Annotated in this window: 21 protein-coding genes and 1 pseudogene; 18 read left to right on the top strand and 4 right to left on the bottom strand. The window is 67.4% G+C overall.

Annotated features, from left to right (window positions below; translation table 11 throughout):
- Window positions 1-15 precede the first annotated feature (15 nt).
- From ACIBH2_RS09600 to ACIBH2_RS09570, 7 genes are all read left to right on the top strand, one after another.
- On the top strand, window positions 16-372 hold the full coding sequence (locus ACIBH2_RS09600) for a YraN family protein (RefSeq protein WP_397115269.1): 357 nt from the start codon (window positions 16-18) through the stop codon (window positions 370-372).
- A complete protein-coding gene (locus ACIBH2_RS09595) occupies window positions 373-1,881 on the top strand; it encodes a YifB family Mg chelatase-like AAA ATPase (protein ID WP_397115267.1) in 1,509 nt (502 codons plus the stop codon).
- A gap of 279 nt (window positions 1,882-2,160) precedes the next feature.
- Entirely contained in the window at window positions 2,161-3,294 is a 1,134-nt protein-coding gene (gene dprA / locus ACIBH2_RS09590; RefSeq protein ID WP_397116934.1) for a DNA-processing protein DprA, read from the top strand.
- Window positions 3,295-3,708: 414 nt separating this feature from the next.
- Window positions 3,709-4,632, top strand: coding sequence for a tyrosine recombinase XerC (locus tag ACIBH2_RS09585; RefSeq protein ID WP_397115265.1), 924 nt, complete (start codon window positions 3,709-3,711; stop codon window positions 4,630-4,632).
- 115 nt (window positions 4,633-4,747) lie between these two features.
- Window positions 4,748-5,512, top strand: coding sequence for a siderophore-interacting protein (locus tag ACIBH2_RS09580; RefSeq protein ID WP_397115263.1), 765 nt, complete (start codon window positions 4,748-4,750; stop codon window positions 5,510-5,512).
- Between the two features lie 43 nt (window positions 5,513-5,555).
- Window positions 5,556-5,930, top strand: a complete 375-nt coding sequence (locus ACIBH2_RS09575) for a hypothetical protein (RefSeq protein WP_397115261.1) — start codon at window positions 5,556-5,558, stop codon at window positions 5,928-5,930.
- A 152-nt stretch (window positions 5,931-6,082) separates the two neighbouring features.
- Window positions 6,083-6,394, top strand: coding sequence for a nuclear transport factor 2 family protein (locus ACIBH2_RS09570; protein WP_397115259.1), 312 nt, complete (start codon window positions 6,083-6,085; stop codon window positions 6,392-6,394).
- Here ACIBH2_RS09570 and ACIBH2_RS09565 read toward each other — a convergent pair.
- Window positions 6,385-6,906 carry a DUF1990 family protein gene (locus tag ACIBH2_RS09565; protein ID WP_397115257.1) on the bottom strand — a complete coding sequence of 174 codons (522 nt, stop codon included), beginning with the start codon at window positions 6,904-6,906 and terminating at the stop codon, window positions 6,385-6,387. The two genes, ACIBH2_RS09570 and ACIBH2_RS09565, sit on opposite strands and share 10 nt — an antisense overlap.
- A 141-nt stretch (window positions 6,907-7,047) precedes the next feature.
- Between ACIBH2_RS09565 and ACIBH2_RS09560 the strand changes: the two genes are divergently transcribed.
- The 3 genes from ACIBH2_RS09560 (at window position 7,048) to ACIBH2_RS09550 (ending at window position 9,718) form a co-directional block, all read left to right on the top strand.
- Window positions 7,048-7,404, top strand: a complete 357-nt coding sequence (locus ACIBH2_RS09560; protein WP_397115255.1) for a YidH family protein — start codon at window positions 7,048-7,050, stop codon at window positions 7,402-7,404.
- Window positions 7,401-7,739: a DUF202 domain-containing protein gene (locus ACIBH2_RS09555; protein ID WP_397115253.1), complete on the top strand. Its 339-nt coding sequence runs from the start codon at window positions 7,401-7,403 to the stop codon at window positions 7,737-7,739. The genes ACIBH2_RS09560 and ACIBH2_RS09555 overlap by 4 nt, the downstream gene beginning before the upstream one ends.
- A gap of 95 nt (window positions 7,740-7,834) precedes the next feature.
- Window positions 7,835-9,718, top strand: coding sequence for an ATP-binding protein (locus ACIBH2_RS09550; RefSeq protein ID WP_397115251.1), 1,884 nt, complete (start codon window positions 7,835-7,837; stop codon window positions 9,716-9,718).
- 9 nt (window positions 9,719-9,727) lie between these two features.
- On the opposite strand, the pseudogene ACIBH2_RS09545 reads toward ACIBH2_RS09550, so the two are convergent.
- Window positions 9,728-10,204, bottom strand: a pseudogene (locus tag ACIBH2_RS09545) (M23 family metallopeptidase); the annotation flags it as partial.
- A 322-nt stretch (window positions 10,205-10,526) separates the two neighbouring features.
- Here ACIBH2_RS09545 and rpsB point away from each other — a divergent pair.
- Together rpsB and tsf are read left to right on the top strand one after the other, a co-directional pair.
- Window positions 10,527-11,384 carry a 30S ribosomal protein S2 gene (gene rpsB, locus ACIBH2_RS09540; protein WP_397115249.1) on the top strand — a complete coding sequence of 286 codons (858 nt, stop codon included), beginning with the start codon at window positions 10,527-10,529 and terminating at the stop codon, window positions 11,382-11,384.
- A 106-nt stretch (window positions 11,385-11,490) separates the two neighbouring features.
- Window positions 11,491-12,315, top strand: a complete 825-nt coding sequence (tsf, locus tag ACIBH2_RS09535; protein ID WP_397115246.1) for a translation elongation factor Ts — start codon at window positions 11,491-11,493, stop codon at window positions 12,313-12,315.
- Between the two features lie 151 nt (window positions 12,316-12,466).
- Here the strand turns inward: tsf and ACIBH2_RS09530 are convergent, their stop codons facing one another.
- Entirely contained in the window at window positions 12,467-13,351 is an 885-nt protein-coding gene (locus ACIBH2_RS09530; protein WP_397115244.1) for an NmrA/HSCARG family protein, read from the bottom strand.
- Between the two features lie 121 nt (window positions 13,352-13,472).
- On the opposite strand from ACIBH2_RS09530, the gene ACIBH2_RS09525 reads away from it, so the two are divergent.
- From ACIBH2_RS09525 to ACIBH2_RS09510, 4 genes are all read left to right on the top strand, one after another.
- Window positions 13,473-14,357, top strand: coding sequence for a helix-turn-helix transcriptional regulator (locus tag ACIBH2_RS09525; protein WP_397115241.1), 885 nt, complete (start codon window positions 13,473-13,475; stop codon window positions 14,355-14,357).
- A gap of 160 nt (window positions 14,358-14,517) precedes the next feature.
- The gene (gene pyrH, locus ACIBH2_RS09520; RefSeq protein ID WP_397115239.1) at window positions 14,518-15,252 is read left to right on the top strand and encodes a UMP kinase; all 735 of its coding nucleotides are present in this window, start codon (window positions 14,518-14,520) and stop codon (window positions 15,250-15,252) included.
- A 52-nt stretch (window positions 15,253-15,304) separates the two neighbouring features.
- A complete protein-coding gene (gene frr / locus ACIBH2_RS09515) occupies window positions 15,305-15,862 on the top strand; it encodes a ribosome recycling factor (RefSeq protein WP_397115237.1) in 558 nt (185 codons plus the stop codon).
- Window positions 15,863-15,919: 57 nt separating this feature from the next.
- Window positions 15,920-16,921, top strand: coding sequence for a phosphatidate cytidylyltransferase (locus ACIBH2_RS09510; RefSeq protein ID WP_397116932.1), 1,002 nt, complete (start codon window positions 15,920-15,922; stop codon window positions 16,919-16,921).
- 9 nt (window positions 16,922-16,930) lie between these two features.
- Here ACIBH2_RS09510 and ACIBH2_RS09505 read toward each other — a convergent pair whose 3' ends face one another.
- Entirely contained in the window at window positions 16,931-17,251 is a 321-nt protein-coding gene (locus ACIBH2_RS09505) for a lipopolysaccharide assembly LapA domain-containing protein (protein WP_397115234.1), read from the bottom strand.
- Window positions 17,252-17,405: 154 nt separating this feature from the next.
- Here ACIBH2_RS09505 and rlmN point away from each other — a divergent pair, with 154 nt between their 5' ends.
- Together rlmN and ACIBH2_RS09495 are read left to right on the top strand one after the other, a co-directional pair.
- On the top strand, window positions 17,406-18,515 hold the full coding sequence (gene rlmN / locus ACIBH2_RS09500; RefSeq protein ID WP_397115232.1) for a 23S rRNA (adenine(2503)-C(2))-methyltransferase RlmN: 1,110 nt from the start codon (window positions 17,406-17,408) through the stop codon (window positions 18,513-18,515).
- Between the two features lie 418 nt (window positions 18,516-18,933).
- Window positions 18,934-20,673: a TnsA endonuclease N-terminal domain-containing protein gene (locus tag ACIBH2_RS09495; RefSeq protein ID WP_397115229.1), complete on the top strand. Its 1,740-nt coding sequence runs from the start codon at window positions 18,934-18,936 to the stop codon at window positions 20,671-20,673.
- Window positions 20,674-20,915: the final 242 nt, after the last annotated feature.

Genomic DNA, 20,915 nt, shown 5'->3' with positions numbered 1-20,915 from the left:
CCCATTCTGGTCCGTATGGCACACAACCTGGCACTCGGAGCCCACGGTGAGCAGCTGGCGGCCGACTACCTGCGCGCGGCGGGTATGGAGATCGTCGAGCGCAATTGGCGCTGTCGGTACGGCGAACTGGATCTGATCGCCCGCGATCCGACGGTGACGGCGTTCGTGGAGGTCAAGACGCGCACCGGCGTCGGCTTCGGCGTGCCCGCCGAGGCGGTCACCTTCGCCAAACAGCGGCGTATTCGCCGCCTGGCGCTACTCTGGCTCGCCGAACAGGACGGGCCGTGGGTGTCGATCCGTTTCGACGTCGTCTCGGTGCTGGTGCCGCGGGACGGGCAGCCGGAGATCACACATCTGCCGGGGGTGTTCTGAATGCCGTTGGGGCGGGCGTATTCGGTGGCGGTCGCGGGGGTGGACGGGCAGCTGGTCGAGATCGAGGCGGATATCGGCCAGGGGCTGCCGTCGCTGCATCTGGTGGGGCGGCCGGACACAACCTTGCAGGAGTCGCGCGATCGGGTGCGGGCGGCGGTGACGAACTCGGGGGAGCGGTGGCCGGACGGGCGGGTGGTGCTGGCGCTGTCACCGGCCACGCTGCCGAAGGTCGGGAGCGTGTACGACCTGGCGTTGGCGAGCGCGGTGCTGGACGCGGCGGGTGCGGTTCCGGCACACAAGCTGGCGAAGGCGGTGCTGCTCGGGGAACTGGCGCTGGATGGGCGGATACGCCGGGTGCGGGGGATTCTGCCCGCGGTATTGGCGGCTCGGACGGCGGGTCGGTCCACCGTGGTGGTGCCCATGGCGGCGCTGCCCGAGGCGGCGTTGGTGGACGGTATCGAGGTGTTGGGCGCGGCGACCTTGCGGGCGCTGCTGGACTGGTTGCGCGGGGATGGTGAGCTGTTCGTTCCCGATCGGGTGGAGACCGCGCCGGAGTGGACGGGCGGGGACCTCAGCGAGGTGGTGGGGCAGGACGATGCGCGGTGGGCGCTCGAGGTGGCGGCGGCCGGTGGGCATCATCTACTGCTCACCGGGCCGCCGGGGATCGGCAAAACGATGCTGGCGCAACGGCTTCCGGGGCTTTTGCCGCCGTTGAGCGAGCGCGAATCCCTCGAGGTGACCGCCATTCACTCGGTGGCGGGCACGCTCTCCGACAAACACCCGCTGATCACCATTCCGCCCTTCGTCGCGCCGCATCACTCCTCGTCGGTGAGTGCCATGGTCGGCGGCGGATCGGGCTCGGCGCGGCCCGGCGCGGTCAGCCGGGCGCACCGGGGTGTGCTGCTGCTCGATGAATGCGCCGAGGTGTCGAAGGCCGTTCTGGAGGCCCTGCGCACACCTCTGGAGGAAGGCGAGGTCCGCATAGCCCGTCGCGACGGCATCGCCCGCTACCCGGCGCGCTTCCAACTGATCCTCGCCGCCAATCCGTGCCCCTGCGCACCCGCCCGCGATATCGATTGCATCTGCGCTCCTTTGGCTCGCCGCCGCTATCTGGGCAAGCTCTCCGGACCGCTCATGGACCGCATCGACCTGTGGGTCCAGATGCACTCGCAAGCCGCCGGTGCCTTCAGCGGCGAGGACGCCGAAAGCAGCGAGACGGTCCGAGCCCGGGTGGCCGCGGCCCGCGCGGCCGCCGCCGACCGCTGGAAGGACTTCGGCTGGACCCTCAATGCCGAAGTCCCCGGCCACATCCTGCGCCAACGCTTCCGCCTCCCGCGCGAAGCCCTCGCGCCCGTGGAGAACGCTCTCAAACACGGCCGCATGTCCGCCCGCGGCGCGGACCGCGCCATCCGAGTCGCCTGGACCATCAGCGACCTACGCGGCAGCCCCATCCCCACCGCCCAAGACGTGTTGCAGGCGCTGAACTTCCGTCAGCGGGGTGGGTCGTGAGTGAGGTCGCTGTGGAAACCCGTTGTGGCGGTGATCGTGCCGCGCCAGTTGTGTTGTGGGCGTTGAACTTCTGTCCGGGGGTGGGTCATGAGTGAATTCGCGTCGGGGATCGGCGACATGGTCTCCGATCCTGATTCGGCGGAGCGAGGCCGCGGGTCAGCGCTGGAGAACGTGGGTGGCGCGAGCCTGTGTTCGGCGGATGACGCCGTGGGTTGGGGCGCGGATCGGTGCGATTCGGGGGACGGTAAGGATGGCCGGGGCGATCAAGAGGCGCGGCGGTTGGCGTGGGTGTATCTCTCGCGGGTGGTGGAGGGCCCCTGCGCGGCGCTGTCGGCGTTGATCGAGTCTGTCGGGGTGGTGGAAGCGGCCAGGGCTGTGCGGGAATGCGCGCTGCCCGAGACGTTGCGCGGGCCTACCGAAGCGCGGCGTGGAATGGACTGCGCCGAGCGGGATTTGGCGGTCATGGAGCGGATCGGCGGGCGGGTTGTGACACCCGATGACGAGGAGTGGCCCGCCTGGCGGATGCTCGGTTTGAGTCAGCTCGACCCGAGCGTGGACGAAGGTGCGGCGGTGCCGTTGGTGTTGTGGGTGCGGGGTCCCCGGTCCTTGGCGGAGTGCACGGAGCAAGCGATGGCGGTGGTCGGTGCGCGGTGCAGCACCGGCTACGGAAATCAGGTCACGGGAGAGATCGCGGGGGAGTTGGCATCTCGCGGCTGGACCATCGTGTCCGGCGCGGCCTTCGGCATAGACGGCATGGCCCACCGCGCGGCCTTGGCCGTGGGTGGGGCCACCATCGCCGTCCTGGCCTGCGGCGTCGACCGCCCCTACCCGGTCCAGCACGACCGCCTGCTCGCCGAAATCGCCGACACCGGTGCCGTGATCAGCGAATACCCACCCGGCGTGACGGCCCGCAAACACTACTTCCTGGCCCGAAACCGCCTCATAGCCGCCCTCGCCGACGGCGTGGTCGTGGCCGAAGCCGGAATGCGCAGCGGAGCCCGCAACACCGTGAAATGGGCCCGCCGCATCGGCCGCCCCGCCCTGGCCGTCCCCGGCCCCGTCACCTCCGCCGCCTCGGTCGGCTGCCACCGCATGATCCGCGAATCCGAAGCCCTCCTCGTCACCTGCGCCGACGACGTCATAGACGAGGCCGGACCCCTCCGCCTCTCCCTCCCCGGCGCCGTCCCCCCAGCCCCCGAAGACAATCTCTCCCCCGAAGAAGCCAAGGTCTATTCCGCCCTCCCCCAAACAGGTTCCCGCCTACCCCGCCTCCTCGCCGACCAAGCGAACCTCCCCCTCCCAGCCGTCCGAGCCGCCCTCAGCTCCCTCGAACTCAGCGGCCTCGTCGGCTGCGACGCGAACGGCTGGTACCGCCTCGCCACACAACCGCGCAGCCCCACTTCGACCCGTTGAATCCCGAACACCATGGCCGCGCCGCGAATACGCCCGCCCGGCCGCCGAACTGGCTCGGCTGCACCATGAGAAGCCCGCCCGGCAGCAACCGTCCGGTCGATGAGGCTGCCGTCCTAACCTGTGGTCGCAGCGACCACAGGCGGCGCAAAACATCCTCACATCGACGACGTGGTGTTCCCGCGTATTGGAGAACGGCGACCAGCCCGCGACGAAGGACTGGGGTTCCGGACTCGAACGGTCGGTCGCGGTCGGCCTCGGGGCGCGCTACCGCCAGCAAAGTCAGGTGCATGGCGACGAGGGGGAACTGGTGGTGCTGGGCTCTCGGGGTTTGCCGCCGCCAGTTCCCCCTCGTGGTCCCTCGCGGGGGCGGCGAGTTGGCTTGCGTTCTGGGGGTGGGGCGGTGAACGTGGGGGGATGAGTGGGTTGCCTGAGGATTTGGAGGCTTTGCTGGTCGAGTACGGGCGGTATTTGCGGTTGGGGAGGAATCGGTCGGAACATACTGCTCGGGCTTATGTGGGGGATGCGCGGTCGCTGTTGGAGCATTTGGTGGGGCGGGGCGCGGATTCTGGTGTGGGGGAGGTGGATTTGAGTTTGTTGCGGTCGTGGTTGAGTGCGCAGGCGGCGGGTGGGGCGGCGCGGACGACCATGGCTCGGCGGGCGTCGTCGGCGCGGACGTTCACGGCGTGGCTGACGCATACGGGCAGGCTGACGGTGGATCCGGGGCCGCGGCTGGGGTCGGCGAAGGCGCATCGGGTGTTGCCGTCGGTGTTGGGGAAGGAGCAGGCGCGCGCGGCGATGGACGCGGCGGAATCGGGTGCGGCGCAGGAGGATCCGCTGGCGCTGCGGGATCGGCTGATCGTGGAGTTGTTGTACGCGACGGGGATTCGCGTGGGAGAGCTGTGCGGGTTGGATATCGACGATGTGGATCGGGAGCGGCATTTGGTCCGGGTGCTCGGCAAGGGCAACAAGGAGCGGGCGGTGCCGTTCGGCGCACCGGCCGATGCCGCGCTGGAACTGTGGCTGCGCCGCGGCCGTCCCGCGTTGGCGACCCCGGATTCGGGACGTGCCCTGCTACTCGGCCGCCGCGGCCGCCGCCTCGACCCCCGTCAGGCCAGAACCGTTGTCCACGAGGTGGTCTCGGCCATTCCCGGCGCACCCGATATGGGCCCGCACGGCCTGCGTCACACCGCGGCCACCCACCTCCTCGAAGGCGGCGCGGACCTGCGCGTCGTCCAAGAACTCCTCGGCCACGCCAGCCTGGCCACCACCCAGCTCTACACCCACGTCTCCATCGAACGCCTCAAGAAGGTCCACGACCAAGCCCACCCCCGCGCCTGACCGCACCGAGAATCGGATGTGATCGATACCTCACCGTCGTATCGCAATTGTATCGGCGAGCTATCGGGATTCCGCGCTACGTTAGTTAGGTAATCCTAATACGGAGGTATGTCCTATGGCTCGTCCTCGTACGACATTCGAGGTCCTGGAGACGGTCCGGCTCACCGACCACCTGATTCGCGTGTATCTCGGCGGCCCCGGCTTCGCGGCCTTCCAGCCCAACGACTACACCGACGCCTACGTCAAGCTGGTCTTCCCGGGTGCGGACGGCGAAACGGTGCGCACCTACACCGTGCGCGAGGTGGACTCCGCCGCGCAGCGGATCGCCATCGACTTCGTCTACCACGGCGCCGAAGGCGTCGCCGGACCGTGGGCCGCATCCGCCCAGCCGGGCGATTCCATCGAACTCATGGGCCCCGGCGGCGCGTACGCACCCCGCCTCGACGCCGACTGGCATCTGCTCGCCGGAGACGAATCCGCTCTGCCCGCCATCGCGGCGGCCTGCGCCGGTATGCCGCCGCACGCACAGGGCCGCGTCTTCCTCGAAATCGCCGGTCCCGCCGACGAATTGGATTTCGAACGTCCGGCGGGAATCGAGCTCACCTGGGTGTACCGAGGCGACGCCGCCCCCGGTGAGCAACTCGCCGCCGCGGTCAAAGCCGAACCCTGGCGCGACGGGCAGGTTCAGGTCTTCATCCACGGCGAAGCCCACGCCGTCATGCACGAACTGCGCCCCTACATCCGCAAGGAACGCGGCGTCACCGCCGAATGGGCCTCCTCCATCTCCGGCTATTGGCGGCGCGGCCGTACCGAAGAGGGGTTCCGCCAATGGAAGTCGGAATTGGCCGAACGCGAGCAGGCCGCCGCGACATCCCGGTAAATGAGTTCGCGCCGGACCGTGTGCGGGCCATACGGTCATCCTCATGCCGACCGATTCACCGAGTGAGACCGCGCCGCTGCGCGACCGCCTGCGCGCGGCCCTGCCCATTGCCATGAAGGCCCGCGACCGCCGCGCCGCGGGGGCTCTGCGTTCCGCGCTGGCCGCCATCGACAATGCCGAATCGGTCGACGCCGTGGATGCGCGGGCCGGTGCGATCGAGAACAGCGCCGTCGGCCTGGGCGCCGCCGAGGTGGCGCGCCGCCAGCTCACCGAGGCCGATATCGAGCGCATTGTGCGTACCGAGATCGAGGAAAGGCACACGGCGGCAGGGCAATACGAGCAGTCCGGCCATGCGGATCGCGCGGCGGACCTGCGCGCCGAGGCGGATGCGTTGGCGGTACATCTGTCGGTGGGTTAGTCCCGCCGCACCAGCGCGCTCGCGCTCGACGTGCGCTTGTCCCGGCGCGCTTGGCCGAGCGCAGGCACCCGCCGAGCCATCGCGCCGCTGCGGTACGTTGGCGAACGAGCATGAGCATCACCTGACCGGAGTACCGATCCGAAGGGGTTCTGATGACCGAACAGCTCGATCCCGTGGTTCAGCGCTTCGTCGACGCCGTCAACAACGGTGACCGGGCGGCCTTCGACGCCGTGCTGACCCCGGACGCGACGATGTCCGATGACGGTACCGACCGCGATCTGCGGCAATGGGTCGACAGCGAGATCTTCGCGACCTCGGGCCGCATGAAGGTCGAGTCGGTGACCGAGGGCGGCCGCGCCTTCGTCGCCGAGTACAGCAATGACCGGTGGGGCGCCATGCGCACCGCGTGGCGCTTCACCGTCGACGGCGACACGATCAGCCGCTTCGAAACCGGTCAGGCCTGAGCGGGCCGGATCGCGTCGATGTACTTGCCCGCGACATAGCGCTGAATCAGCCGCACGACCGGCCCGCCGAGCCGCGTGTACCAGGTTCCCGGTCGGGAGAACGCCGCGACCACGCCGTACACCGACTCGTCGGCCGGATCGTATTCGACCGCGAACAACTCTTCCCCGATCTCGGGATGCCCGGGCAAGGTTCCGTACGCGAAGCCCCGCCGGTTCGGTTCGTCCACCACGTAGACGACCTGGCATGGCGCGGTAATCCCCACGGGCCCGACCCCGAGTCGCACCGTCAACCGCGTCCCCGGTTCCGCGACAGCCGTACTCGCCTCCTGAAATATCCCCGTCCCGTGCTGCATTCGATATGCGCGAATATCCACCCCCGCCCGCTCGAACAATCCGCGCCCCGCACCAATCCGCCGCCGCACCCGGAAATGGTGATACCCGCGCGGAAACTCCCCGGCGGTCGCCCCGACCTCGGCGTAATTGAACGGTGCAACCACAGACTCGCTAGCCATATCCCCATCCTCGCCCCGCCGTCCCCGCAGAGCCACGGCCGCCCCGTGTGAACATCACCGCACGCGATCTGCTCGCACGGCCTGGGGACTCGCCGGGTGGGCCTCGCCGTCGCTGGGAGTCTGGCGTGGAGACTGGTCGGCATGGGTCGAGTCGCGGATGTGGAAGAGGAAGAAGTCGAGGTCGACTATCGCTTCACCCTGGCCAATGAGCGCACGTTCCTGGCGTGGATGCGCACGTCCCTCGGGCTGTTGGCCGGTGGTGTGGCCGTGCACGAATTGGTGCGGCCGTTTCGGCATCATGGGCTGCGGACCGCCGTGGGGATGAGTTGCATTGTGCTGGCGACCATTGTCGCCGTAGGGGCGTACGGGCGCTGGCGGCATGTGTCGGCGGCCATGCGGCGGGGAGATCCGTTGCCGCACACCGTCATGGTGCCGATTCTCGCCGTCGGCATCGCGATCATCTCGGTGCTCGCCGGGGTCGGGGTGCTGATCTCATGAGAAAGGTCCAACCGTCGGAGCAGGGGCTCGCGGCGGAGCGGACCGCGCTGTCCTGGCGGCGCACCGCCATGGCGGCCATGGCGAATGCGGTGCTCTTCCTGCACGCCGCCGCGGACAGTGGTTGGCGGCCAGCGGATCTGGCCCCATTGGCCGCGGTGGTCGTGCTCTCCGCCGTCGTGGTGATCGCCGTGCGCCGCGGTCGGATTCTGCATACCGAGCCCCGCGATCGGTGGGGTGACGGCCGCCTGCCCATCGCGGTGGTGACGATATCGGTTATCGGAGTCACCTGTGTGGCAGCGGGATTCGGGCTCGCGTACGCGCGATTCGGCGCGTGAACATCGATTCGGCCGTGGACATCGCAGCGCCGATCGCGTCGGCGTAGGCTGATATTGCCTGCCTGACGATTCGCGAGGTCGGAGGAGCGGTACCCGTGAATGGGGCGATCGATTTCCGTGCGCTGTTCGAAGCCGCGCCCGGCTCCTATCTCGTACTCGATCCCGAACTGCGTATTGTCGCCGTCACCGACGCCTACACGCGCGCCACCATGACGCGCCGGGAAGACATTGTCGGACACCAACTCTTCGAGATATTCGCGGCGAACCCCGAGGCCCGTCGGACCGAGGGCGCACGCAATCTGCGCGCCTCCCTGGATCGCGTGCTGCGCGAGCACGTAGCCGACGCCATGCCGGTGCAGCGCTACGACATGCGCCGCCCCGACGGCCTTGTCGAGGAGCGCTTCTGGAGCCCCGTCAACTCGCCCGTACTCGACGACGAGGGCGAGCTGCGCTGCATCGTGCACTCCGTGGAGGATGTCTCGGAGTCCATGCGGCACAGGACATCCGGTGTGTCGCGAGGTCAATTCCTCGCCGATGCCAGCCATGAACTGCGCACCCCGCTCATGCTCATTCTGGCGCCCGCGCGGAGAATGCTGGAAAGGACCGACCCCGGGGATCGAAATCGCGCCGACCTCGAACTCGTCCTGCGCAGCGGCCAGATATTGCTGACCCAGGTGGAGAGTCTGCTCAGCGCCGCGAAATTGGAAATCGGCGTCGAACGCCCCGCCTACGCTCGTATCGATGTCGCCGAACAGGCGAGAATATGCGCGGGATTCTTCGAAACCTTGGCCGTCGACCGCGATATCGCGTTCACCACCGATGCCGCGCAGTCGATTTCGGCCGAACTCGATCCCGATCATCTGCGGCGCATTCTGTTGAATCTGCTCTCCAACGCCTTCAAATTCACGCCTACCGGGGGAATGGTGCGCTGCACCGTGCGCACCGCTCCCGGCGACCGCGTGGTGATCGAAATCGGCGACAGCGGGCCGGGTATCGCCGTCGAGGACCGCGCCTCGGTCTTCGAGCGTTACCGCCAGCTCACAGGCGGCCCGACCCGCACCGTGGGCGGAACCGGCTTGGGCCTCAGCATCGTTCGCGATCTCACCCGACTGCACGGCGGCGAGGTCACCCTCGCCGATGCTCCGGAGGGCGGCGTGCTGGCGATCGTCGAGCTGCCGCGCACCGCGCCCGCGGGCGCTCTCCTCGAGCCCGCGACGGTCGACGCGGGACCGGGGCGAGAACCGGCAGATCCCGAAACCTTCGGCGTCAGCGGCATTCTCGCCCAGTTCCGCGCGTCTGCTCCGGAATCGTCCAGCGCGGCTACGTATTCCGAGACCGGCGACGCGAAACCCATCGTGGTGGTGGTCGAGGACAATGTCGATCTCAACAACCTCGTCCGCGAATCGCTGTCGTGCCGCTACCGGGTGGTCTGCGCTCTGGACGGCCGCACCGGATTGGAGCTGGCCCGGGCGCATCGCCCGGATCTCGTGGTCTGCGACATCATGATGCCCGGTCTGAGCGGCCTCGAGCTGCTGCGCGAGATTCGCGCCGATCCGGAACTCGCCAACACCCCGGTTCTCGTCGTGAGTGCCCGCGCCGACGAGAATTCCCGCCTCACCCTGCTGCGCGCCGGAGCCAACGACTATCTGCCCAAACCCTTCCAACTCGGCGAATTGCGTGCCCGCGCGGACAATCTGGTGAATCTGCGCCTCGCCGAGGCCCGCCTCACCGCCCTGCGCCTGATCACCGAACGCGACCGCATCGCCCGCGGCCTGCACCGCGCCGTCATGCGCCGCCTGCTCGGCATAGCCATGCTGCTCAGCGCGCTGCGCGCCTTGGCCCCCTCCCGCGAATTCGCCGCGCGCGTCGACGATGTGACCGCCGAACTCGACGGCGTCATCCACCACATCCGCCTCACGGTCACCGGCTTCGACGCCGACTCCGACGGGGAACCGGTCTACAGATCCTCCGCGGGATGAGAACCGCCCGAGCGGTTTCAACCTCAGCGGCGCGCGCCGTATCAACGCCAGCGGATCGAGGTACTCCTGCCCCCGCCGCACGCCCCAGTGCAGGCAGGCGGCAACCGCGCACCCCGCGTGCCCGCTCTCCAATGTCCCGATGACACTCCCGCGCGCCACCCGCCGCCCGACCGGCACACTCGCCCGCACCGGCTCATAGGTCGTCCGCAGCCCACTCGCGTGATCCACCGACACCACCGGCTTGCCCGCCACCACCCCGGCGAACACCACCACCCCGTCCCCGGCGGCCAGTACGGCCTGCCCCGCCGCACCCGCCAGATCCACCCCACGGTGCCCCGGCAGCCAATCGCGCTCCGGATTGTCGAACGCCCGCACCACCGCGGGCCGCGGCCGCAGCGGCCAGTCGAATTCCCCGCCGGGCGCGGCCGCACTCCGGCCGGTGGCCAGCAATACCCATCCCAGGACGATCGGTGCGATCCAGTACATGCCATCCAGCGTCGTCCGCGCCGGTCGGCGGGGGAATCCCGGCTTCGGCGAGTGTGGATGACACGCGCCCCTGTGAATAGCCCGCACTTCACGAGATCGGGCCCGATTTCGGTCTGACCCGTCAGCCCCGTAGACTGATCGAGCGGTTTGCACAGCAGACCGACTTCGCGCGCCCGCATCAAGGGTCGCTGGCTGGTCCCACGCGTGTTCCGCCGAGCATCGATTGTTCGGCTGATCGCCACTGGGTTCCGGCGGCCGTGGGCGCCAGGGCAGAGATCGCCGATCTCTGTGACAACCAGCAACAAGAGGAGATACGGGAGCTATGGCTGTCGTAACTATGAAGCAGCTGCTCGACAGCGGCGCGCACTTCGGTCACCAGACCCGTCGGTGGAACCCGAAGATGAAGCGGTTCATCTTCACCGACCGCAACGGCATCTACATCATCGATCTGCAGCAGACGCTGACCTACATCGACAAGGCCTACGAGTTCGTCAAGGAGACCGTCGCCCACGGTGGCACCGTCCTCTTCGTCGGCACCAAGAAGCAGGCGCAGGAGTCGATCGCTTCCGAGGCCACCCGCGTCGGCATGCCCTACGTGAACCAGCGCTGGCTGGGCGGCATGCTCACCAACTTCTCGACCGTCCACAAGCGCCTGCAGCGCCTGAAGGAGCTCGAGGCCATGGAGCAGACCGGTGGCTTCGAGGGTCGCACCAAGAAGGAAATCCTCATGCTGACGCGTGAGAAGAACAAGCTGGAGCGCACCCTCGGCGGCATCCGGGACATGGCCAAGGTTCCGTCGGCCATCTGGGTCGTCGACACCAACAAGGAGCACATCGCCGTCGGCGAGGCTCGCAAGCTGAACATCCCGGTCATCGCGATCCTGGACACCAACTGCGATCCCGACCTGGTCGACTACCCGATCCCGGGTAACGACGACGCCATCCGCTCGGCCGCGCTGCTGACCAAGGTCGTGGCCTCCGCCGTGGCCGAGGGCGTGCAGGCCCGTGCCGCGCGTGCCACCGGCGATGCCAAGCCCGAGGCCGGTGCCGGAGAGCCCCTGGCCGAGTGGGAGCAGGAACTGCTGTCGCAGGCGACCCCGGCTGCCGAACCGGCCGTCGAGACCGCCGCCGAGGCCGAGCTGAAGGAAGATCCGGCCACCAAGACCCCGGCCGACTTCTGATTTCCAGCCGCGAGGCGTTTGTTCACCCCGCCGACCGCTGTCGTTCGATAGCGGTCGGCAGGGTGTGACCCCCACAGACTTACTCACAACAGGAGGCTCGCCCGAGATGGCGAACTACACCGCCGCCGACGTGAAGCGGCTCCGCGAGCTCACCGGCTCCGGCATGATGGACTGCAAGAAGGCCCTGGAAGAGAACGGCGGCGACTTCGACAAGGCCGTCGAGTTCCTGCGCATCAAGGGCGCCAAGGACGTCGGCAAGCGCGCCGAGCGCTCCACCGCCGAGGGCCTGGTCGCCGCGCAGGACGGCGTGCTCATCGAGATCAACTCCGAGACCGACTTCGTCGCCAAGAACGCGGAGTTCCAGGAGCTGGCCGCCAGCATCGTCGCCGCCGCCGCCAAGGCGCGTCCGGCCGATCTGGATGCCCTCAAGGCCGTCGACCTGGGTGGCAAGACCGCCGACCAGGCCGTGCAGGAGCTGGCCGCCAAGATCGGCGAGAAGCTCGAGCTGCGCCGTGTCGCCGCCTACGACGGCACCACCGCCGTCTACCTGCACAAGCGTGCCACCGACCTGCCGCCCGCCGTCGGCGTGCTGGTCGAGTACAAGGGTGAGGGCGACGCCGCCGCCGAGGTCGCGCGTGCCGCCGCCATGCAGGTCGCCGCGCTCAAGGCCAAGTACGTCACCCGCGAAGAGGTTCCGGCCGACCTGGTCGAGAAGGAGCGCTCCATCGCCGAGGCGACCGCCCGCGAAGAGGGCAAGCCCGAGGCCGCGCTGCCCAAGATCACCGAGGGTCGCGTCAACGGCTTCTACAAGGACGTCGTCCTGCTGGAGCAGCCGTCGGTCACCGACAACAAGAAGACCGTGAAGCAGCTCCTCGACGAGGCCGGTGTCACCATCACCCGCTTCGCCCGCTTCGAGGTCGGCCAGGCGTAATCGCCTGACACAGCGAAAAAGCCCCTCGCGCAACGAGATTGCGCGAGGGGCTCGCTGTATTCCAGGGCGGTGACCACCGCGCCTTGGGCTCCGGCACGCCAGCGAGGGTGCCCATGCGCCGTCGCGGCGATCGGATGCCGCGGTCTCCTTTTCACGGCTTCCAGTCGGTGGCCCGCACCCAGCCATCCAAGTCCATCAGCTCCGGGTGCACGGCGCGCAGGCCGTCCAGGTCCACCTCCGCCTGCGGATGAGTGTTGAACCAGGCGAACATCTTCGCCACCTGCTCGTCGAACGCCCGAATCCGCTCGATCGGGACCTGCACGGTGTGTGGGGTCAATCCGGCTGCGCGGCCGAGTATTTCGGCGATCTGCGGGGGCGTCAGGACATCGCCCGCCAGTACCACGGTGCGCCCGAGGAACTCCTCGCGCCGATCGAAGGCGAGGGCGGCGAAGCGACCGATATCGTCGATGGCGATGAGGGGCATCGGCACCTCGGGGGCCACCGCCAGGGCCAGCACCAGCTTGTCGCCCTCGCGCGAGGGCTTGTTGTAGGTGGCGAAATTGTCCATGAACAGCACCGGTCGCAGGATGGTGGCGGGCAGCCCCAGCTCCCGAATACGATCCTCGATCTGCTCCTTGGCCGCGTAATACTCGATCCCCGACCCCATGCCCGCCCCGCTCAGAGAGCTGTACACCAGGTGCGAAATACCAAGCTCGCCAACGAGTTCGGCAATCCGCCGTCCGCGCCGCCGTTCGTCCGCTACGGCGTCGAGACTGATGTTCGCGCCCGACATCATGGTCAGCATGAGAAAGACGCCGTGCGCGCCATCCATGGCCTTGCGCAGCGCTTCCTCGTCGTCGAGGTCGCCCACCGCGAGTTCCGCGCCCGCCTCGCGCAAGGCTACGGCCTTGGGGGCCCGCGGATCACGGACGAAAGCCCGTACCGGCCAACCGCGTTCGAGCAGTGCGGTGGCGGTGGCCCCGCCCTGGCGTCCGGTGGCTCCGATGACCAGAATCGGTCCCTTGTGCTCGGTCATTGCGTACTCCCTCGATCCGCGCGAATCGTGTTTCGCTGTCGAGAATTACGGTAGGAACCTCGCGTATCCCTGTCCTGGTAGTGATACTGCTACCCAGATCTCGGGATGGGGGAGCGGCGAAATGGTAAGCGGCAAAGGCAATCACGGCTCCGCGCGACGAGCCCAGCTCGGCGAATTCCTACGGGCGCGACGGGCAAGTCTGCAACCGGCCGACGTGGGCCTGCTGCCCTACGGCGAGACCTCCCGCCGCCGCACCCCGGGCCTGCGCCGCGAGGAGGTCGCCGAACTCTCCGGCGTGGGCCTGACCTGGTACACCTGGCTCGAACAGGGCCGCGCCGTGACGGCCAGCCGCCAGGTCATCGACGCACTCGCCCGGACCCTGCGCCTCGATGCCGATCAGCACCGCTACCTGCGGGTTCTGGCTGGTTACCCGGAACCCGCGCCGGATCGCGCCGACGCCGACCGCGCCCGGCTACAACGCCTGGTCGACGCGCTCGTCCCGAATGCCGCATCGGTCTTCGACGCCGCCTTCGACTACGTGGTCTGGAACAGCGCCTACGTGCGATTGCGCCACGATCCCCAGCGGCTCCCGGCCGCCCGCCGCAACCTGCTCTGGACGATGTTCACCGACACCGACAATCGCCTACGCATGCCGCGCTGGGAACCGGCCGCACGCGCCGTCCTGGGCCAATTGCGCGATGCCATGGGCAGGGCGCCCGACGATCCCCGGCTCACCGCCCTGGTGGCCGGATTACGTGCGGAGAGCCCGGAATTCCGCCGCTGGTGGGAGGAGTATCCGGTGCGCCGCTTTCGCCCCGCCACCATCACTATCCGCCATCGTGAGGTCGGCGATATCGAACTCGAACTCTTCCAATCCCGCCCCGTCGAGGATCCGACATCGCTGCTGGTCGTCCAGGTACCCGCCAACCCGCTCGCGGTCGCTCGGTTGGCCGCGCTCGGGGGCGACCGAGCGCCCGCGCTGTCGCCCGCCGACGAAAACGGATAGGCTGCCCGAAATTCTCACGATGTGCGAGGGTCGGGTCACCTTCGTGACGGTGCGTGAGGCAGGATAGATAGAGCTTGTCGCCGTCCCGCGTAATCCGTTGTGCCGGGATGGTCTTTTCATGTGTGTGCGCAGGTTTCACTGCCGAGGGAGAAGGAGACCGATGACGGACCCGGATACGGCCCCCGACCGCAAGGGCTATCGCCGAGTGCTCCTCAAGCTGGGCGGCGAGATGTTCGGCGGTGGTCGGGTGGGCCTCGACCCGGATGTCGTGCAGACGGTCGCCGAGCAGATCGCCGAGGTGGTCTCCACCGGTGTGCAGGTGGCGGTGGTCATCGGCGGCGGAAACTTCTTCCGCGGCGCGGAGCTGGAGGAGCGCGGTATGGAGCGCGCCCGCTCCGACTACATGGGCATGCTCGGCACCGTCATGAATTCCCTTGCGCTGCAGGACTTCCTGCAGAAGCAGGGCATCGACACCCGCGTGCAGACCGCCATCACGATGGGCCAGGTCGCCGAGCCGTACCTGCCGCTGCGCGCCAAGCGCCATCTGGAGAAGGGCCGAGTGGTCATCTTCGGCGCCGGTATGGGCATGCCGTACTTCTCCACCGACACCACGGCCGCCCAGCGCGCCCTGGAGATCGGCGCCGAGGTGGTGCTCATGGCCAAGGCCGTGGACGGGGTGTTCACCGCGGATCCGCGCGAGGACGAGACCGCCACCATGTTCGCCGAGATCACCCACAAGGAGCTGCTGGAACGCGGTCTGAAGGTCGCCGACTCGACCGCGTTCAGCCTCTGTATGGACAACCAGATGCCCATCCTGGTGTTCAATTTGTTGACGAAGGGCAATATCGCCCGTGCCGTGGCCGGTGAGAAGATCGGCACGTTGGTCAGGTCGTGACCCGCATGGCCACGCCGACCGAAATGAACGATGACGCTGTGGAGGAAACGCCGTGATTGAAGAAGCGCTCTTCGACGCCGAGGAAAAGATGGAAAAGGCCGTCTCGGTGGCGAAGGACGACCTGGGATCCATCCGGACCGGTCGCGCGAATCCGGGCATGTTCTCCCGGATCGTCATCGACTACTACGGGTCGCCGACACCCATCACGCAGCTGTCGAGCATCAATGTGCCCGAGCCGCGCATGGTGGTCATCAAGCCGTACGAGGCCAACCAGCTGGGCCCCATCGAGACCGCCATCCGCAATTCGGACCTGGGCGTGAACCCCAGCAACGACGGCACCATCATTCGCATCTCGGTACCGCAGCTCACCGAGGAGCGGCGTCGGGAGATGGTCAAGCAGGCCAAGTCCAAGGGCGAGGACGCCAAGATCTCCATCCGCAATGTCCGCCGCAAGGCCATGGAGGAGCTGGGCCGCATCCAGAAGGACGGCGAGGCCGGTGAGGACGAGGTCGGTCGTGCCGAGAAGGAACTCGACAAGACCACTCAGAAGTACGTCGCGACCATCGACGAACTGGTCAAGCACAAGGAAGCGGAACTGCTCGAGGTCTGAGACGGTCGGCATTGCCGATCGGGGGTAGGAACGGGACAAGTGAGCGACAGGACGATCGTGGCCGAAGAAACTGCCGCCGCAGCGAATGCGACGCCGTCGGGTGAGGTGACCGCGGCGACGCCCGAAAAGCCTGCCTCGCAGACCGACTCGTCGGTATCAGCGGCGACGGCGTCGACCGGTGCGACGCCCGAGGGCGGCGAGGCTCCTGCCGCCGGGGACTCGGCAGCCGACAATGGCGGCAAATCCAAGGCCGGGCGCAATCTGCCCGCCGCCTTGGCCGTCGGCTTCGGACTCGGTCTGTCGCTCATCGCCATTCTGCTGTTCGTGCCGAAGGTTCTCATCGGCGTGATCGCGGTGGCCATCGGCATCGCCACCTGGGAGGTCGCCAAGCGCCTGCGCGAGGCCGACGTCCTGGTGCCGCGCATTCCGCTACTGGTGGGCGGGCAGGCCATTATCTGGTTGGCTTGGCCCTACGGCGCGGACGGTGTGGCGGGGGCCTTCGCCGCCTCGGCGCTGACCCTGATGGTCTGGCGACTGTTCGACCACGGTTTACGCGCCACCCCGCGAAACTACCTGCGCGACACCGCGATCAGCGTGTTCGTCCTGGCCTGGGTGCCGCTGCTGGCCGCCTTCGCGGTGCTCATGCTGCTCGAGGACGACGGCAATCTGCGGGTGCTCACCTTCATGATCCTGGTGGTCTGCTCGGATGTCGGCGGCTATGTGGCGGGCGTGCTGTTCGGCCGCCACCCCATGGTTCCGGCCATCAGCCCGAAGAAGTCCTGGGAGGGTTTCGGCGGTTCGCTGGTCTTCTCCGTCATCGGTGGTCTGCTCACGGTGACGCTGCTGCTGCAGGCCAATTCGATGATCGGCGTGCTGCTGGGCGTGGGCCTGGTGCTGGTCGCCACCACCGGCGATCTCATCGAATCGCAGATCAAGCGGGAATTGGGCATCAAGGATATGGGCACGCTGCTGCCCGGCCACGGCGGCATCATGGACCGGCTGGACTCGATGCTGCCGTCGGCCTTCGTCTCCTGGCTGGTGCTGACCGCTCTGCTCTGAGCGGTGCGGTCAGTGCGTCGCCTTCTTGACGGCGCGGCGCAGTTGGTAGATGCGCCAGCCACCCACCAGCGCCACAACCAGCGCGCCGATGATCACCGAGAGCAGCACCATCACGCCGATGGGCATCTGAAAGGTCCAGGCGAACAGTTCGACTCGGGCATTCTCCAGATTCTGGAGAATGAAGACGAGCACCACGATGCCGAGCACTGCCGCGGTGATGAGTCCGAGCCAGGTGTAGCCCGTCCGGGTCTTCAACGCGCGGTCCACGTTTTTGTCGATATTCCTGCCCGGGGTCGGTTCGGCCCCGGGGTTCACGGCGTCGGCTGTCATGACTTGATCATTGCGGATAGCTATGACCGGTGCACGGATATCGCCCGGTGTCGGTGGTATGTCGCGTTGTCCCAGGTGTTCGGGTCCGGTGTGACCAGCGCCGCCCGCCCCCGCCGCCGGGAATACCCCGGCCGGATGGGACACTGGAGAGGTTATGACTGCCCCCTTGCCGCTCGTATTCGACGCCCCTCGCCGCGGCCTGCCGCCGCGGCATCTCGCCGACCTCGATTCCGACGAGCGCAAGGCGGCCGTCGAGGCGCTGGGCCTGCCCAAGTTCCGGGCCGATCAGATCGCGCGCCAGTACTACGGTCGGCTGCAGGCCGATCCGGAGCAGATGACCGACCTCCCCGAATCGGTCCGCGCCAAGGTCGCCGAGACCCTGTTCCCGCAGCTGCTCACCCCCGTCCGGCATATCGCCTGCGATGACGGCAGCACCCGCAAGACGCTGTGGAAGGCCAATGACGGCACCCTGCTCGAGTCCGTCCTCATGCGCTACCCCGACCGCGCCACGCTGTGCATCTCCAGCCAGGCGGGCTGCGGCATGGCCTGCCCCTTCTGCGCCACCGGCCAGGCGGGCCTGACCCGCAACCTCTCCACCGCCGAGATCGTCGACCAGGTTCGCGCCGCCGCGGCCGCCCTACGCGACGGCGAGGTCGCCGGAGGTCCCGGCCGCCTGTCGAACATCGTCTTCATGGGCATGGGCGAACCCCTCGCCAACTACAAGCGCGTGGTGAACGCGGTACGCCGCATCACCTCTCCCGCCCCCGACGGCCTCGGCATCTCCCAGCGCAATGTGGTCGTCTCCACCGTCGGACTCGCCCCCGCCATTCGCAAACTCGCCGACGAGGACCTCTCGGTCACCCTCGCCGTCTCCCTGCACACCCCGGACGACGAACTCCGAGACACCCTGGTCCCGGTCAACAACCGCTGGCCGGTCTCCGAAGTCCTCGACGCCGCAAGGTATTACGCCGACAAGTCCGGCCGCCGCGTCTCCATCGAATACGCGCTCATCCGCGACATCAACGACCAGCCCTGGCGCGCCGACATGCTCGGCTCCAAGCTCCACAAGGCCCTCGGCTCCCGAGTCCACGTCAACGTCATCCCCCTCAACCCCACCCCCGGCAGCAAATGGGACGCCGCCCCGAAACCCGTCGAACGCGAATTCGTCCGCCGCGTAGAGGCCCAGGGCGTCCCCTGCACCGTCCGCGACACCCGCGGCCAGGAAATCGCCGCCGCCTGCGGCCAGCTGGCCGCCGAAGGCTGACCTCCGTCCGAACAGAATGGGGTCAGATCGAGTGAGTCAGTTCGTCGATGGCGATGACTCCTGTGGCACAGCACCACAGGGACGAGTCTGATCTAAGGGATCCTGCTGGTTCCCGCGGTTCGACCGGCGGTCCCGTCGCTGGATGAGGCTAATGACGGCAGAAAGGGGACCAGCCGGGGAAATGCGGATGTTGCGCATCCGTCTCAGTGACTGCAAACCCGGCGTACTGTTGGGGGCGGTTCAGAGCTAATTCCGTTCTCCACCTGCATGTTTCAGGATCTCCTGGATCGATGGCGGATCATGCACCTGACCATTCCTGGATCGTCTACCGCCGCAACGACGGTGTAGCGATAATGAGGGTTGTGCGCCTCGTCTGTATTTGCGGTCGATCAGCGTTCGGCGGTTATGGGTGGCGGACGTGAGGCCCGCGCGCCATGGGCAGGCGTGGACCGAGGAAGAGGACGAACAGCTCCTTCAGGAAATCCGCCGTGGAGAATCGGCTTCCGAGATCAAGGATCGACACCAACGCACCGAAAGAGCAATTGTGTTACGTGCGGCGGCTTTAGCGGGCACAGTACACACTGCTGCACCGGATGTGGATCCGTTCGAGTGGGTTCGGTCCTGTCTGCTGAGGGAAAACTCGCTGCCGGATTGGTCGGCGCGCCTGCGGCGGAGTTATCGCGGTGTGACACAGCCTGCTTCGCATTCGAGTGAGCCGAACGGGCTTCCTTCGTCGAAACAGCCGGAACCGGAATCCGTCACGTCTGCGTCAATACAGCTGCTACGCGAGCAGTGCCGTGTCCAAGAAGTATGGGCGGAGATCGTAGGGGCGGGCCCGATTCTCCGTGGTACCGCCGCCGAGCTTCGTGTGCTCGCACAGTTCGATGAGGTGACACTGCGATCGGCGGGAACCCGTCTGCTGGACAGCTGTGGTCGATTGACGACGCCGGATTGGATATTGGAGTGCGATTGGCCTGACGTCGAGAGGTTGCGGTTGTCGTCCCGCGACCTTCGCGAAGGTGCAGAAGAGGCTCGCATCGCCAGTGTCGAGCTGCTGAGTGCTGCCACACGCGTCATCCGCTCGGATCGGGACCGCGATGTGTTGTTGCGTCGTGTGGGATTGCGAGGTTCATCGACGAAGCTCGCGGATATCGGTGCCGACTACGGGATTACCCGCGAGCGGGTTCGCCAGCTTGTGACCCGTGCGATGGTGCGGCTCGCCGTTGGGAGACCGGGTGAAGTATTCAGGGCTTGGGACCACACGCGGGGAGTGCTGCGGACAGCACTCCAGACCTCGACAGGGGCACTGGACCCCGAACTCGTGTTGGTGCTCGTCGAGGCGGCTCTGCCACGAGCCGACATCATGTTCGCGACACGGCTGGTCGCGAACCTCTCGGGGCATCGTCACGCGGCGGACATCCTCTGCGACCAGATCCTACGGCTGGTTCATGAGCGAGAACAGCGGCAGCGTGCGATCCGCCGGTCGACGTCGAGACAGGAGCGTCGGAAGCGGGGATTCCACGAACTGATCGACAAGGCTGATTGGCCGGAGGATTCGTCCAAGGCGGACCCGGCACGATGCCTCCCAGTGCGAGTGCCCAGGGAACCGGACCATCGCAGCATCGCTGGTCGGTGGAAATCCCCGCTGCTCGGTAGGTTCGTCGGCTATGACTCACAGGTGGAGCTGGACTTCATTCGACTCCTGGAGGAATCGGATCTGGTCGAGGATTACTGCGAGCAGCCGCTCGAGATCGAGTACGAGTTCGACGGGCGACGACGTCGATACTTTCCGGACTTCATCGTGACTCTCCGGGATGGCCGCAGATTCCTTGTGGAGATCAAAGCGACGCTAGGTGACTTTGCGATGTACCAGAACATGGCAAAGCTCGAGGCAGCTCGGCAGTACTGCGATGCCAGGGGATGGGGATTGCTCGGTACGGAGGGGCGGCACTCCCTTGTTGATCTGCGGAGCCGGGCGGTCGCGCCTGCTGTGGAGTCGGCATTGCGAGACTGGCTTGGTTCTCGAGTTGTCGGATGGCCGCTCTGCCGAGAATTCATGCGGGAGCAGGGGATTCCCTGGGCAGACGTCGCGTCGGTAATCTATCGCGAGCGGTGGCACTGGCGTATCCAGCCATTTCGGCTGTCGGTGCAGGTCTAGTCGACTCGATGACATCACGGCGCACAGGTGAGTGCCCATGAATCAACCCACCGCCGAAGGCTGATCCGGCCGGGTTCGTGGACGCGCACAAGGAGTTGACCGGGGCGAAGGGTCGCCCCGGTCAACAGGTGTGATCCCTAGGGGAGCAAGAGCGTCGTCATGAGGGTGGAGACCATGCCGACAATCTGATTGATGAAGTTCGGAATCATCGTTGTCCTTCCTCTGCGAACCCGGAGTCACCG

The sequence above is a fragment of the Nocardia sp. NPDC050406 genome (genome assembly GCF_044459025.1).
Classification (GTDB): domain Bacteria; phylum Actinomycetota; class Actinomycetes; order Mycobacteriales; family Mycobacteriaceae; genus Nocardia.
This window is presented reverse-complemented; position numbering and strand designations above follow the sequence as displayed.